We start from the raw sequence: 14,823 nt of genomic DNA on the forward strand, positions 1-14,823 counted from the left end.
GCATTGCGGCGGACTAGCGTGCTCCTCGGATACGGAACAGTTCCGTTTCGAAATATGGGGGAACGCCCGATGGATTCAAGAACAACGACCGCGCCGGCCGGTCACCCTCGGCGCTGGGTCATCCTCGGCGTGCTGGTCATCAGCCTGTTGGTGGTCGTGCTCGACAACACGATCCTCAACGTCGCGCTCCGCACGATCGCCGACCCCGAGCACGGCCTCGGGGCCACGCAGAGCGAACTCGAATGGGCGATCAACTCGTACACCCTGGTCTTCGCCGGTTTGCTCTTCACCGCCGGCATCCTGGCCGACCGCCTCGGCCGCCGGGTAACCCTGATCACCGGCCTCACGGTTTTCGCGCTGGCCTCGCTCATCTCCAGCTACGCCGAGACGGCCAACCAGCTGATCGCGGCCCGCGCGCTGATGGGCCTGGGCGCCGCCGCCGTCATGCCGGCCACCCTCGCGATCATCGCGAACGTCTTCACCCCGCAGGAACGCCCGCGCGCCATCGGCATCTGGGCCGGCGCCGTCGGTCTCGGCGTGGCCATCGGCCCGATCGTCGGCGGCCTGCTGCTCGAGCACTTCTGGTGGGGCTCGGTGTTCCTGATCAATGTGCCGGTCGCCCTGGCCGGGGTGTTCCTGGTCAACTTCCTGGTGCCCGAGTCACGCGACCCCAAGCCCAACCGCATCGACATCCCGGGCGTCCTGCTCTCGATCGTCGGGCTCACCCTGCTCACGTACGGGGTGATCGAAGGCGGCGAGGCCGGGTTCGGTGATCCGGCGTCGTGGGGGGCCCTCGCCGGCGCCGCGGTCGTGCTCGTCGCGTTCGTCTCCTGGGAGCTGCGCACCGAATTCCCGTCGCTGGACGTGCGGCTGTTCCGCAACCGCACCTTCTCGGCCTCGACCGGCGTGATCGGCCTGGTGTTCTTCGCGGCCATGGGCTCGATGTTCTTCGGCGCGTTCTACCTGCAGCTGGTCCGCGACTACGGCCCGCTCGCCTCGGGCGCCCTGTTCGTCCCGTTCGCGGTGGCCCAGATGGTCTTCGCCCCGCGCAGCGCGGCCATGGTCAAGCGGTTCGGCCCCAAGCTGGTCAGCACCGTCGGCCTGCTGCTGGTCGCGGCCGGCCTGTCGATCTGGATCTTCATCGGGCAGGACACCCCGATCTGGCTCGTCGGCGCCGCGTTCTTCGTGATGGGCGTGGGCATGGCCAACGTGATGCCGCCCGCCACCGAATCGATCATGTCGGCGCTCCCGCGGGAGAAGGCCGGTGTCGGCTCGGCCGTCAGCAACACGATCCGCCAGCTCGGCGGCGCCCTCGGCGTTGCCGTCCTCGGCGCCGTGCTCAGCTCGGTCTACCGCGCCAACCTCGGCGGCGTGACCGACGCGCTGCCCGGCCCGGCCGCCGACGCCGCCCGCGAGTCGATCTCCGGGGCGTACGGGGTCGCCGAACAGGCCGGCGCGGCCGCGCCGCAGCTGATCTCGTCGGCGAACGCCGCTTTCCTCGACGCCATGCATTACGCCTCGATCGGCTCGGCGGTCTTCGCCGTGCTCGGCGCCGTGGTGGCCCTTCTCTGGCTGCCCGGCAAACGCCCGGCCGACGCCCCGGAGCCGACCTCCAGCGAGGGCCTGGCCGAGGAACAAGGCGTCGAGCTGGTCGAAGCGTGACGCGTCGGTAACAATGAACGCCATGACCACAGCCTCGTTGGCCGGCCAGGAGCGCAAAGCTCCCGGCCGGCCCCGCAACGCCCAGGCCGACGAGGCGATTCTGCGCGCCGTGCTCGAACTGCTCAGCGAAGGCCAGACCGTCGCCGCCATCTCGATCGAGGCGGTCGCGGCGCGGGCCGGGGTCGGCAAGGCGACGATCTATCGCCGCTGGCCCAACAAGGAGGCCCTGGTCATCGACGCCGTCGCGGCCATGAAGGGCCCGCTGCCGACGCTGGCCGGCGAGTCCGTCCGCGACGACCTGATCACCCTGATCACGGCCAACCGCAGCGGCCACTCGCGCGGCTACAGCAAGGTCACCGCGTGCCTGCTGCCCGAGCTGCTCCGCGACGACTCGATTCTGCAGATGTACAAGGGCGTCGTCGAGCCGCGACGTGACCTGATGCGCGCGGTGCTGCGGCGCGGCATCCAGACCGGGGAGCTGCGTGCCGACCTCGACGTCGAGCTCGCCCTGCTCATGCTGACCGGGCCGTCGATGATGCACGGGCTGTTCCAGTGGGAGCCGCGGGTGCCGGCCGAAGGTTTCGTCGAGAAGCTGGTCGACGGGGTTCTGCGCGGCGCGGCGGCCTGATCGCGGCGCGGCGTCCCATGCTTTTCTTGGGACGCTTGTCTTGGGACGCTTTTCTTGCGCGCGGTGCGGCGTCGTGTTCTTGCTTTTCTTGCTTTTCTTGCTTTTCTTGCTTTTCTTGCGCTCGCGGGCTTGCGCCGGCGCAGGCCTGCTCGCGGCGCGGCGGGCTGACTGCGGCATGTTTTGTGTGGCGCGCCGCGACATCCATGGACAGAGAACCGGGCGTGGGCCTCAGAGGCAGCCACGCCCGGTGCTCGTCGGCCGGGTCCGTGTCGCTCACGCCCCCGTGCGGGAACGACCCCCCGTTATCGGATCCGTCCGGCACCAACTACTCTGCGGCACATTCGCCCTCCGTATGCGGAATCCGAACGAATCCGGATGTCTGATCCGCCCCCTGTACGTTCGGCGGAACCCGCCCGGCCGTTCCGGCATCGGAGACCCGTCCCAACGTACGCCCGTTGCGGAACCGGCCCGGAGCTGCCGGTTCGACCCGGGGCGCGGCCGGCCCCTTCGAGCTGGTCGTTTCCTGGGTATCGGGTCTGTCGCAACCGGCCGGCGTTGTCCATCCGCTGACATCCCGCCGCTGCCGAACCGGCTAGTGTCGTACGTTCGACGTCCCGACCCCCGCGGGAGCCGCCGTGTCGCAGTTCGCCGTGCTGCCCGACCCCGGCCAGGCCCGGACCCTCGACGAGGTCACCGGCTGCCTGCGCCTGCTCAAGACCTGGGCCGGCAACCCGTCGTACGAGACGATCGCCGCCCGCGTCAACGCCGTACGCCCCGTCGGTGAGCAGGTCGGCAAGACCACGGTGGTCGACTGTTTCCGCGCCGGCCGCCGCCGCCTCGACCCCGACCTGGTCGTCGCCGTCGTCGAGGCCCTGCACGCCGACGTCGGCTACACCACCCAGTGGCGGCAGGCGCTGCGCGTGGTCAGCGGCGAATCCCGCCCCGACGCCCAGGTCCGCGTGCTGAACACGCTGCCCGACGACCCGCCCGGCTACATCGGCCGCACCACCGTCGCACCCGCCGCGCTGACCGTGCTCGCGGGCATGGCCGGCGCCGGCAAAACACGCCTCGCCGTGCACCTGGCCCACACGCTGGCGGCGGACACCCCGTACGACCGGGTCCTCGCAGTCAACCTGCGGGGCTGCCACCCCGACCAGCCCCCGGTCGAGCCCGGCGCGGTCCTCGACGGCTTCCTGCGGCTGCTCGGCATGGCCGGCCAGCACGTGCCGCACGACCTGCCCGCCCGCACCACGGCGTTCCGCCTGCGCCTGACCGGCGTCCGCACCCTGATACTGCTCGACGACGCGGCCGACGAGGCCCAGGTGCGGCCCCTGCTGCCCGGCGTCCCCGGCAGCACCACGGTGATCACCACCCGGCGCAGCCTCGACGATCTGACCGAGGCCCTGCACGTCCCCGTCGACGTGTTCACCCCGTCCGAGGCGCGAGCGTTCCTGCGCACCGCGGTGCCCGGCATTCCGGCCGGTCCCGACCCCGCCGCCCTCGACCGCATCGCCCGCACGTGCGGCTACCTGCCACTGGCCCTCTCGCTGGTCACCGGCCACATGCGCAAACGCCCTGGCTGGACCCTCACGGACCACGCCGACTGGCTGGCCGAGCGCCGCCGCACAGGCCGCCTCGACCCCGGCGTGCAGGCGGCCCTCGACGTGTCCTACCGCAACCTGACTCCCCGAGCCCGAGAACTGCTCCGCCTGCTGGCCCACCACCCGGCGCGGACGTTCGACACGTACGCCGCCAAGGCCCTGACCGGCGCCTGCGCCCAGGAACAGCTGCGCGAGCTCGCCCGGCACCACCTGATCCGGCCCGCGACCCCCGGCCGCTGGTCGGTCCACGACCTGGTGCGCGTCTACGCCGCGGGCCGCTCGGCCGACGAGGACCGCCGGGCCGACCGCCGGGCCGCCCTGACCCGCCTGCTGGACCACTTGCTGACCGCTGCCGAAGACCCAGCCGACCTGTCGGCGGCAGCCGACTTCGCCGCCGCCGAAGGCTGGCCCTCCCACGCCGCCCGCCTGCACCAGCGCTCCACCGAAGCCGGCCCGATAGCGTCCCCCACGTAGGACACGGGTCCGACGGAGTGACGCCTGTCCGCCCAACCAACGGTTGACGGGTCCCTTCGACGGTTGACGGGCCCCTTCCACGGTTGACGGGCTCCCTCAAGGGTTGACGGGCCGCGACCCGGAGCTGTACGTCGGGTTCAACGTCGTCAGTACGCTCGACGGCAGTTCGGAGCCACCGCGAGTTGAGCGACCTCAATGCGATGGGTGCGCTCAGGGCTTGATCAGTGCTGGACAGCACGCTCGACGGCAGTTCGGACCCACCGCCAGTTGTGCCATCTCAATGCGATGGGTGCGCTCAGGGCTTGATCAGTGCTGGACAGCACGCTCGACGGCAGTTCGGACCCACCGCCAGTTGTGCCATCTCAATGCGATGGGTGCGCTCAGGGCTTGATCAGTGCTGGACAGCACGCTCGACGGCAGTTCGGACCCACCGCCAGTTGAGCGACCTCAATGCGATGGGTTCCACTCAAGGCTCGACCAGTGCTGGACAGCGGCATCAACGTTGACGAGACAAGTTCAACAGCTGATCGGAGCGTCGCTGGGGTTGAGCGGCGAGCTCAATGTTGATGGGCGGGATCAGCGGTTGATTGGTGTATCGCTGGTTGAGTGGCGAGCCCAATGTTGGTGCGTGCGCTCTGCGGGCGCTTACGCAGCTGACCTGGGGTCTGCTCACGATGTTGGTCCGACCCCGGCCGAGTCCGTAGGCGTAGTTGTCGGGCCGTCCGTAGCTTCCTGCACAGAACCGCAATCAGCCTGGGCAGGCGGGTTGCAGGATGACAGTGCGAGGTCAGGCCGCAGGGCGCGAGGGACGAGGTCTGTTATGGGTGCTCCGCCCGACGGGACGGGAACCGTGTTCGTCACGTTGCTCGAGCCGGGGGTCTTCACGGCGATCTGGCAGGGCGAGGCCGAGAATGCCGGGGACTATGTCGATGTCACCGGCTCGCGGCATGAGGTTGTCGAGTGGCTGAGCCGGTGCCGTGCTCGGGTTTTCATGGCTTTTGTTCCGGAGCGCGATGAATACGTCGCGTTCGCGGCAAACCCCGGTCACGTCGATCTCCCGATCTGAAGGGCTTGATCAACCTTGGTGCACAGGATCAACACTTGAGCGGTGTGTCGCTGGTGGTGTGGCGGGTTCGGTGTTGAGGGCGAGATTGGGGTGGCCGGGGGCAGGGCGCGGTCGACGACCAGTTGAGCGGTGTCGTTGGTGGTGTGGCGGGTTCGGTGTTGAGGGCCGGGATTGGGGTGGGCGGGGGCAGGGCGCGGTCGACGACCAGTTGAGCGGTGTCGTTGGTGGTGTGGCGGGTTCGGTGTTGAGGGCCGGGATTGGGGTGGGCGGGGGCAGGGCGCGGTCCACGACCAGTTGAGCGGTGTCGTTGGTGGTGTGGCGGGTTCGGTGTTGAGGGCCGGGATCGGGGTGGCCGGGGGCAGGGCGCGGTCCACGACGAGTTGAGCGGTGTGTCGCTGGTTGTGTGGCGGGCTCGAAGTTGAAGAGCGGAATCAACGTTGATCGGAGCGTCGACGGGATCACGGCAATGTTGATGAGGCTGCTCAATGTTGATGGGGGAGTCAACAGGTCAACATGTCGTTGATCGCCTCAACACGACGGCGTTGCGGATGGAGGGCATCGCCGGGTGACAGGGTTGCTGGTCAGCTGTCTTGGAGCTGGGTCAGGGAACGGGTCAGCCACTCCGCCATCACGGCGCGCTCGGCCGGCGTCAGGGCCGGCAGGTCTGGCAGGACGGTTCGGAACGTCACGGCCACCGCGCCCGGGTCGGCTGTTGTTGACGCCGGCACGGGGGCCGGCGTCAGGATGGCGGCGGCGACGGCGTTGAACATGGCGTCGGGCAGGTGGGCGTCGCGGCTCTCGGCCGGCATGCCCAGCAGGGCCAGGACAGTCCCCGTGCCGGCGGCGTGAATCATCGCCACGGCGCGGTCCTCGTCCACCCGCAGCAAACCCGCCTCGGCCAAACGGCGTACGCGGGCCTGCAACACCCGGAGGCCCATGGCGGTCGCCGGCGAGCGGCTCGCGCGCTCGGGGTTGTTGAGCAGCGCGAACAGGCCCGGGTTGGCCAGCCCGAAATCGATGTGCCCTTGCCAGCCGGCGCGCAGATCGGCCACGGGATCGTCGCCGCCCGGATTCGCCGCTTTGGTGTCGACGTAGGTGGCCATGACGTGTTCGGCGACCGCGTCGATCAAGCCGTCCTTGTCGCCGAACAGGCGGTAGATCGTCGGCGCCTGCACCCCGGCCAGTTCCGAGACCGCCCGTGTGGTCACCGCCCGGGTGCCCTGTGAACGGAGGAGACGGGTGGCCGCCTCGACGATGGCGGCGCGGTGGTCGTCACGAACCTGCATGAAGCGATGCTAACAGCCCCCTGTTAGCGCCTGCCGAAACAGTGATAACGTTCGTGTCGTATCAACGGAAACAGGAGGCGTCATGATCGTCATTACCGGTGCGACCGGGAAGCTCGGCTCCCGCATCGTCGACCTCGTTCTCACCCGGCTTCCGGCCGACGAGGTGGCGGTGAGCGTCCGCGACGTCAGCAAGGCCGAACCCCTGGCCGTCCGGGGTGTACGGGTGCGGCAGGGCGACTTCACCGACCCCGGCAGCCTGGCTCACGCGTTCGAGGGCGCCGGCCAGGTCCTCGTGATCTCGGCGGCGATCGCCGGCCCGGCCGCCGTGCAGGCCAACAAGGCGGCCATCGACGCGGCGCGCGACGCGGGAGCGGGCCGGATCCTCTACACGAGCCACCAGGCCGCGTCGCACACGTCGCTGTTCGCGCCGCAGCTCACGCACGCGGCCACCGAGGACTACCTGGCCACGACCGGGGTGCCGTTCACGGCCCTGCGCAACGGGTTCTACGCCGGCACGATCGGCTACTACCTGGCATCCGCCCAGGATCGGCTCGTCGTCCCCGAGGACGGCCCGTTCTCGTGGACCACCCACGACGACCTGGCCGCGGTGGCGGCAACCGCTCTGGTCGACGGCGTGCTGGACGGCGTCTCGCCCCCGCTGACCGCCCCCGAACTGCTCGACTTCGCGGACATCGCCAAGATCGCGGGGCTGACCCATGTGACCGTCGGCGACGACGAGTGGAAGGCCGCCGCCGTCCGGGGCGGGATGCCCGAGGCCGCGGCGGAATTCACGCTCGGGATGTTCCGGGCGGCCCGGCGCGGCGAGTTCGCCGTCACCGACCCGACCCTCGAGCAGGTCCTGGGCCGCCCGGCGACCCCGGCCCGTACGGTGATCGAAAGCAGATAGCGGGCCACCTTTCCGCCGTCCGCGCCCACCGGATCGAGTGCGGCGCGGTGGACAGCAGCCCGTCCACCGCGCCGACCAGCAGACTTACGGGACCCGTGGTTACATGGCGGCCATGGGACGTGAATGGCTGGCCGACGCGGTCATGTACGAGATCTACCCGCAGTCGTTCGCCGACTCCGACGGCGACGGTGTCGGCGACCTGCGCGGGGTGATCGACCGGCTCGACCACATCGCGTCGCTCGGCGTGAACGTCATCTGGTTCAACCCGTGTTTCGCCTCGCCGTTCGTCGACGCCGGCTACGACGTGTCCGACTACCTGACGATCGCGCCGCGTTACGGCACCAACGAGGACATGGCCGAACTCGTCGTCAAGGCCCGCCAGAAGGGCATCCGGGTCCTGCTCGACCTGGTCGCCGGGCACACCTCGATCGAGCACCCGTGGTTCCGGAAGGAACTGGCCGCCGACGGCCCGGATCCCGAGGGCGACCGCTACATCTGGTGTGAGGAGCTTCCCGTACGGTCGTGGAAGCGCGACATGCCGGGAACGCCGGCGTGGGTGCGGTCGCCGGGGCCACGTCGGGGCTACTACCTCAAGAACTTCTACGACGAGCAGCCGGCGCTGAACTTCGGCTGGGTCGGCGCGAGCCCGGACGAGCCGTGGCGTGACCCGATCGACGCCCCCGGGCCGAGGCGCAACCGGCAGGCGCTGCGCGACATCATCGCGTACTGGCTGGGTCTGGGGGTGGCCGGTTTCCGCGTCGACATGGCGTTCTCGCTGGTCAAGGACGAAGAGCTGGCCCAGGGGTACGCCGAGACGGTCGAGCTGTGGCGCGAGATCCGCTCGTGGCTGGAGGCCGATCATCCCGACGCGGTGCTCATTCCGGAGGGCGGTGAACCCCGTACGGGCGGGTCGCTCGCCTTCGACGCCGACTTCTTCCTCGTGATCAAGGACGCGCACGCGAGCCTGTTCAACAACCACTACGCGGGGCGGCTGCCGTTCCAGGCGCCGCGTGAGCCGTTCTTCGACGCCGAGGGCAAGGGCAGCACCCGGCCCTTCCTCGACGCCTGGAACGGCGCCCGCCAGGGACACCCGGACAGGCCGATCATCCTGGCCACCGCCGACCACGACTTCGACCGGCTGCGCTGCGGCCCCCGTACGCCCGACCAGCTCGGCACGGCCCTGATCTTCCTGTTCACCTGGGGCAACGTGCCCTGCCTGTACTACGGCGACGAGATCGGCATGCGGTACGTGCCGGGACTGCCGAACGTGGAGGGCTCGATCTGCAACCCCGGCTACAACCGGGCCGGCTGCCGCACGCCGATGCAGTGGGACGACGGCGTGAACGCCGGGTTCTCCACCGCCGACCCGTCCCGGCTGTATCTGCCCATCGACCCGGATCCCGACCGGCCCACGGTCGCCGCGCAGGAGAACGACCCGGACTCGACCCTCGCCTTCGTCCGCAAACTGATCGCCCTGCGCCGGGCCACACCCGCGCTCGGCACGCGGGCGTCGACCCGGGTCGTCAACGAGGGCTACCCCTTCGCGTACGTGCGCGGCGGCACCCACCTCGTTGTCCTCAACCCCCGCCGCGAACCGGCCACACTCGACATCTCCGAAATCGTCGGCGAGACGGGCACCGAGACCACCACAGGCGCGACGACCACCACGGGCACCGCGAGCGGGGCAGGGAGTGGCGCGGGAAGCGGCGCGGCGGACTTCACGGTGGGCGAGCCGATCTGGACGTCCGGCGTGACCGAGCAGAACGGTGAGCTGCGCCTCGACGGTTTCGCTTACGGCATCTTCGCCACCAGCCGCAGCGCCAGCGACGCGTAACCCGGCAGGTCACCGTCGTAGAACCGCACCCCGGTCTCCGCGCCGGGGCCCACCCCGCGTGGTTCCGGGCCAGGCGCCGCGGGCGGTTCGACGTCGGCCGCCCAGCGCTGCAACTCCCCGACCACCTCGGCCGGGGTGTCGTGGCCGAGCAGCCGGGCCAGACCGATCGCCGCTCCGGCGCGCAGCAGCGGCCGCGGCCCGGCGAACGACGCCTCCAGCACCTCGGACGCCGGCGCATGACCGTCACCGATCAGCCCGAGCGCGATCGCCGCGGTCGCCGCCACGGACTCGTCGGCGTCGAGCAACGCCCACGCCAGCGGCGAAACGCTCACCACGGCTCGCGCCGGGAACCAGCCCAACGCGAACGCGGCCGAACGCCGGACGGCGACGTCGTCGTCCTCCAGCAGGCGGGCGAACAACGGCACGCCCTCGCTGACAGCCTCGTGAACCCGCAGCTCAACCGGCTTGAGCGACGAGGAGTCAAGGCCGTGCGGCAGCCAGGGCGCGTCGTAGCCGATGGCCAGGGCCACCAGCAGCTCGATCAGCTCATCGCGTTCCGGCGTGGAGGGTGACGCCAGCATCTCGAGCAGGAACGGCGCGGCGTACGAGCTGGCCTCGTATCGCGTGCCCTGATGGAAGATGTTGCTGTAGCACTCCCCGTAGGCCTCCCTACGGACATCGGCGTCGCCGGACAGCAGCGCCCGCAGCTGAGCGGGCAGATCCCCGGCGGGGCCGTAAGCGTGGTGGATGTCGGACCAGGGCACGTCATCGAGGGTTTCGAGCACGCCGAGAACCTATCGCCCCCGTACGACATTTTTGGCGGCGTCGCCGCACACATCCGACATCACCCGATCGGTGGGCCCGCGTGGGAAAGCCCGCTCCGGTGTGCTTACGGTACGTCGATGGACGCTCGCACTGCGCAATCACGGCGGCTCCGCGGGAACCTGCCCGCCGAACTGTCCAGCTTCGTCGACCGCAACCGCGAGCGCGCCGAACTGAAACGCCTGCTGGCCACCTCGCGGCTGGTCACGATCACCGGCATCGGCGGGGTCGGCAAGACCCGTACGGCGATCCGGGTCGCCGCCGAGGTGCAGCGGGCCTTTGCGGACGGCGTCTGGCTCGTCGACCTCTCTGCCATCACGGACCCGCTGCTGATCGCCGAGGCCGTCGGACAGGCGCTCGGCCTGCAGGACCAGTCGGCCGGTCCGCCCTGCGGCGGCCTGGCCCGCTACCTCGTCTCCCGCCGGCTGCTGCTGGTGCTGGACACGTGCGAGCACGTCGTCGCCGAATGCTCCGCGCTGGTCCGGACCCTGCTGCGGGCGGCGCCGGGGCTGCGGGTGCTGGCCACGAGCCGGCAACCGATCGGGGTGGACGGTGAGCACGTCTTCCTGCTGCCGCCGCTGCCCGTGCCCGACCCGGCCGCCTCCCCGGCCGACCGCGAGATCGACGCCGCCGTCCTGCTGTTCGCCGAGCGGGCCGCCGCGGCCTCCCCGGGTTTCACGCTCACCGCCGGCAACCAGGACGCCGTGGCCCGGCTGTGCCGCCGGCTCGACGGCATCCCGCTGGGGATCGAGCTGGCCGCCGTCCGCACCCGGGCGCTTCCCGTGGAACGGATCGCCGAGCTGGTCGAGGGCTGGTATGCCGACGAGTCGGGCCTGCTCACGCGGGCCGGCGGCGGGCGGCACGAGTCGCTTCGCAAGGCCATCGACGGCACGTACGCCCTGTGCAGCGAGGGCGAGCGCACGGTGTGGGCGCGGGCCTCGGTGTTCGCCGACGGGTTCGACCTCGAGGCCGTGCAGCACGTGTGCGGCGAGACGCTCGACCTGGTGGCCGGCCTGGTCGACAAGTCCGTGCTGGTGCTCGACGGTCAGGGGTCCGCCGGTCGCTATCGGATGCTCGACACCATTCGCGAGTACGGGGTGGAGATCCTGCGCGCCTCGGGGGAGGAACACGAGGTGCGGCGCCGGCACCGCGACCACCTCCTGCGGCTGGCTCAGCGGTTCGACGCCGAGTGGTGCGGCTCCCGTCAGGCCGAGTGGTTCCGCCGCCTCACCCTGGAACACCCGAACCTCCGTACGGCGCTGGACTTCAGCCTTTCCGACCCGGGTGAACATGAGGCCGGCCTGGAGCTGGCCGCCGCCCTCAAGTTCTTCTGGTTCGCCTGCGGTCATCCTCGCGAGGGCCGGCACTATCTGGAACGCGCGATGGCCGTGGCGCCGCAACCGGGCCCGGCACGCACCCACGCGTTGTGGGCGTGCGCCTGGCTCTGCGCGCTGCAGGGGGAAGCGGACCGGGTCGAGCGGTACGCCGGCGAGTGCCGGGAGCACGCCGACGTCGAGGCGCAGGGGTGGGTGTCGTACCTGACCGGCGTCGCGGCGGTGCTGCGGGGCGACCCTGCCACCGCGGTGTCCAGGACGCAGGAGGCGGCACGGCTGCACACCCGCGGCGGCGACCCCGGCACGGGTCTGCTCATCGCGATGTCGACCCAGGCGATCGCGCTGGCGTTCCTCGGCGAGCACGAGCGGGGCGCCGCCATCACCGAGGAGCACTTCGCACTGTGCGATCAGACAGGTGAGCAGTGGGCGCGCTCGTACGCCGAGTACGTGCGGTCGGTGATCGAACTCGGTCGGGACCGCCCGGACGACGCGGCGCGGCATGCCCGGTCCGCGCTGAGCATCAAGCGCCGGCTCGGCGACGTGGGCGGGAACGCGCTGGCCATGGACGCGCTGGCCTGCGCGACGTCCACCTTGGGGGATGCCGAACGGGGGGCCCGCCTCTTCGGCGTGGCGCACCGGCACTGGGAGGCCGTCGGGTTGCCGCAGATGGGCTCGCCCGACCTCGGGGCGAGCCGGGTGTGGGCCGAGAAGCGGGCCCGGGACGTGCTCGGCGACCAGCGCTTCGACGAGCTGCTGGCCGAAGGGCTGGCGTTCGACTTCGCGGCCGGGGTGGCGTACGCGCTGGAGGAACGCCCCACGTCGGAGCGCGCCGACCCCGTGCCCGACTGGGCGCCGCTGACCAGGCGCGAGCGTGAGGTGGCCGAGCTGGTCGCGGCGGGCATGACCAACCAGCAGATCGCCGACCGGCTGGTGATCAGCCGCCGCACCGCCAACACGCACCTCGAGCACATCCTGACCAAGCTGGACTTCAATGCCCGTACGCAGATCGCCACCTGGGTTGCCGCCCGGCGCGGTTAGCGGAATCGGTCACCTGACCGATTCGGCGGCCGTATTGCCGCCGCGACAATGAGGGGTATGACCGTCGAGAACACGCCCGCGTCGCTGCACGTGCGCACAACGTCGGCCGGCGCTGCCGCGGTGAGCATCAGCGTGGCAGGAGAACTGGACGTGGGCAACCGGGCCTGGCTGCACAGCTGGATCGTCGACACCATCGACCGCTGGCGGCCGGCCGGGCTCAACCTCGATCTCGGCGGTCTGCACTTCATCGACGTGGCCGGAGTGCGGGCCCTGTTCGAGATGCACGCCGACGCTCGTGCCCGCGGCTGCCTGCTCGACGTGGTGGCGGCCCACCCCGCCGTCTGGATGACCGTCGACCGGCTCGGTCTGGCCCCGGAATTCCTGCCCCGCCCGGCCGAGGCCGACATCCGCCGCTGCGCCTGACGCCGCTCAGGTCCACACCGGCCGGTCCCGGTCGGCGCGTGTGTCACCAGCACGGCGCCCCGCCGACTACGACCGATCAGCGTTTGCGCTTCTTGCCCTCGGGCGGGGGAGTGGGCAGCTTGGGTGCGCTCTTCGCGTAGTCGACGAGGATCGGCTTGCCCACCAGCACCAGCTCACGGGCCCGTCTGCGCACGTCCGCCGCGTTGGTGTGGCGGCCGCTCGGCACGTGGACCGCGACGTTGCCGACGAAGTGCAGCAGGTCGTCGACCGTACCGGGGAAGATGTTGCACAGCTCGGCGGCGGCCAGCAGCTGCGACTCGGCCACCCCGGCGACGTGGTCGGACATGCCCGCCTCCCACGCCCCGGCGTGCACCAGGTAGCCGGCCGGCAGCGACCCCGGCCCGCCCAGCTCGCGAAGAGCCTGAGACCGGTCGGGCTGGGCCGGCTTGGTGTTGGCGACCATCCACAGGAAGCCGGCGCCGCCAAGCACCCCGCAGGTGACCAGCGCGGCCATCGCCGAGTCGGCGCCCTTGAGGATGACGATGAACAGCACGGCCAGGATGAGAGCACCCGCCATCATCTCGGCCGTCCCGTCGCGGGCCTCGGAATCCTCGGAATGGCCGACGGCACGGGCGATCAGCCCGTCGTAGATGCGGTCCTCCGGCTGCCAAAGATCGTCACGGACGGGCAAAGTCCGTTGCGGCATGGGCGGGTCCCTTCCCTGGCTGTGGTGCCCCTGCTATCGGCCGCCACCCCACCCCCTTTACTCCTCCACGCAGAATTCGTTGCCCTCCGGGTCGCGCAGCACCACCAGGCCGTCGGCCTCCCAGGCGAAGGTCGCGCCGAGGCCCTTGAGCCGCTCCACCTCGGCCGGGACGTCCCCGCCGGGCGCCCGCAGGTCGAAATGCATGCGGATCTTGCCCTGTTTGGGCTCGGGCACCCGCTGGAACCACAGGTTCGGCCCGCCCCAGCCGGGCGCCTCGACGAACGCCTTCGCCGGGGTGCCGTCCCCGTCGAGCTCGCCGCCCAGCGCGGCCGCCCAGAACCGGGCCACCACCAGCGCGTCCTGGCAGTCGACGGTGATGCTTTTGATGTACGTCATGACGAGGAGTACCGATCGTGGAAGACGACCTCGTCGAGCGGCCGCCGCTTCGGCTGCGCCCACCGCCCCTTCTCCGGGTACCCGAGCGGGATCAGCGCCATGGTGAGCGCGTCCTCGGGCAGACCGAGCAGATCCCGTACGTCGTCCTCGTGCTCGGCGTAGAGCGTGGTCAGCGTGGATCCGATGCCGTAGGCGCGCGCGGCCAGCATGAGGTGCTGCACGGCGCCGTAGATGGACGAGCCCAGCCGCGGGTTGCGGGACCGCTTGGCCCCCAGCAGCACGGGGAAGATCCAGACGGGGGCGTCCTCGAGGTGGGCGGCGAGGTGGTCGGCGGCCCGGAAAGTGGCGGCGCTCATGCCGCCGTCCGGGGAGTCGGCGCCGAGGATCTGCTCACGCCGCGACCCGTAGTTCTTCTCCCAGCCCTCCCTGTACCACTCGGCGATCTGCCGCTTGACCTGCGGGTCACGCACGACGATCCAGGCCCAGCGCTGACTGTTCCCGCCGCTCGGGCCGCGCACGGCGGCATCCAGCAGGGCGGTGATCACCTCGTCGGCGATGGGCTCGGTGGACAGGTAGCGCCGGGCGGGGGTGGAGTGCAGCGCGTCGAGCAGGGACAGGCTCTGCGGATCATCGGTCGGCATGTCCG

Annotated in this window: 13 protein-coding genes; 8 read left to right on the plus strand and 5 right to left on the minus strand. The window is 70.9% G+C overall.

All coding sequences use genetic code 11. The features are described from left to right. Positions 1-69 precede the first annotated feature (69 nt). The 4 genes from C8E87_RS36340 (at position 70) to C8E87_RS36355 (ending at position 5,431) form a co-directional block, all read left to right on the plus strand. Complete coding sequence (locus C8E87_RS36340; protein ID WP_133877922.1) at positions 70-1,662, plus strand: MFS transporter; 1,593 nt, start codon at positions 70-72, stop codon at positions 1,660-1,662. Positions 1,663-1,684: 22 nt separating this feature from the next. Next, positions 1,685-2,290 (plus strand): TetR/AcrR family transcriptional regulator, encoded by a 606-nt coding sequence (locus tag C8E87_RS36345; protein ID WP_307870661.1) that lies wholly within the window; start codon positions 1,685-1,687, stop codon positions 2,288-2,290. A gap of 635 nt (positions 2,291-2,925) precedes the next feature. Further along, positions 2,926-4,365: an NB-ARC domain-containing protein gene (locus C8E87_RS36350; RefSeq protein WP_133877924.1), complete on the plus strand. Its 1,440-nt coding sequence runs from the start codon at positions 2,926-2,928 to the stop codon at positions 4,363-4,365. Between the two features lie 850 nt (positions 4,366-5,215). Continuing rightward, complete coding sequence (locus C8E87_RS36355) at positions 5,216-5,431, plus strand: hypothetical protein (protein WP_133877925.1); 216 nt, start codon at positions 5,216-5,218, stop codon at positions 5,429-5,431. A gap of 581 nt (positions 5,432-6,012) precedes the next feature. Here C8E87_RS36355 and C8E87_RS36360 read toward each other — a convergent pair. Next, positions 6,013-6,717, minus strand: a complete 705-nt coding sequence (locus C8E87_RS36360; RefSeq protein WP_133877926.1) for a TetR/AcrR family transcriptional regulator — start codon at positions 6,715-6,717, stop codon at positions 6,013-6,015. A gap of 82 nt (positions 6,718-6,799) precedes the next feature. Between C8E87_RS36360 and C8E87_RS36365 the strand changes: the two genes are divergently transcribed. Together C8E87_RS36365 and C8E87_RS36370 are read left to right on the plus strand one after the other, a co-directional pair. After that, complete coding sequence (locus C8E87_RS36365; RefSeq protein ID WP_133877927.1) at positions 6,800-7,624, plus strand: NAD(P)H-binding protein; 825 nt, start codon at positions 6,800-6,802, stop codon at positions 7,622-7,624. A 112-nt stretch (positions 7,625-7,736) separates the two neighbouring features. After that, positions 7,737-9,458: an alpha-amylase family glycosyl hydrolase gene (locus C8E87_RS36370; RefSeq protein WP_203720570.1), complete on the plus strand. Its 1,722-nt coding sequence runs from the start codon at positions 7,737-7,739 to the stop codon at positions 9,456-9,458. Here C8E87_RS36370 and C8E87_RS36375 read toward each other — a convergent pair. Then, entirely contained in the window at positions 9,416-10,243 is an 828-nt protein-coding gene (locus tag C8E87_RS36375; RefSeq protein ID WP_133877929.1) for a HEAT repeat domain-containing protein, read from the minus strand. The genes C8E87_RS36370 and C8E87_RS36375 overlap by 43 nt on opposite strands. 117 nt (positions 10,244-10,360) lie before the next feature. Here C8E87_RS36375 and C8E87_RS36380 point away from each other — a divergent pair, with 117 nt between their 5' ends. Together C8E87_RS36380 and C8E87_RS36385 are read left to right on the plus strand one after the other, a co-directional pair. Next, positions 10,361-12,652: an ATP-binding protein gene (locus tag C8E87_RS36380; protein ID WP_133877930.1), complete on the plus strand. Its 2,292-nt coding sequence runs from the start codon at positions 10,361-10,363 to the stop codon at positions 12,650-12,652. Between the two features lie 57 nt (positions 12,653-12,709). Further along, complete coding sequence (locus C8E87_RS36385; protein ID WP_166661397.1) at positions 12,710-13,075, plus strand: STAS domain-containing protein; 366 nt, start codon at positions 12,710-12,712, stop codon at positions 13,073-13,075. Between the two features lie 76 nt (positions 13,076-13,151). On the opposite strand, the gene C8E87_RS36390 is transcribed toward C8E87_RS36385, so the two are convergent. The 3 genes from C8E87_RS36390 to C8E87_RS36400 are packed head-to-tail and all read right to left on the minus strand — an operon-like array spanning position 13,152 to position 14,818. Beyond that, the gene (locus tag C8E87_RS36390) at positions 13,152-13,781 is read right to left on the minus strand and encodes a hypothetical protein (RefSeq protein ID WP_133877932.1); all 630 of its coding nucleotides are present in this window, start codon (positions 13,779-13,781) and stop codon (positions 13,152-13,154) included. Between the two features lie 57 nt (positions 13,782-13,838). Beyond that, the gene (locus C8E87_RS36395; protein WP_133877933.1) at positions 13,839-14,177 is read right to left on the minus strand and encodes a VOC family protein; all 339 of its coding nucleotides are present in this window, start codon (positions 14,175-14,177) and stop codon (positions 13,839-13,841) included. Then, the gene (locus C8E87_RS36400) at positions 14,174-14,818 is read right to left on the minus strand and encodes a nitroreductase family protein (protein WP_133877934.1); all 645 of its coding nucleotides are present in this window, start codon (positions 14,816-14,818) and stop codon (positions 14,174-14,176) included. Before C8E87_RS36400 ends, C8E87_RS36395 begins: the two co-directional genes overlap by 4 nt. Positions 14,819-14,823: the final 5 nt, after the last annotated feature.

It is taken from the genome of Paractinoplanes brasiliensis (genome assembly GCF_004362215.1).
GTDB classification, from domain to species: domain Bacteria; phylum Actinomycetota; class Actinomycetes; order Mycobacteriales; family Micromonosporaceae; genus Actinoplanes; species Actinoplanes brasiliensis.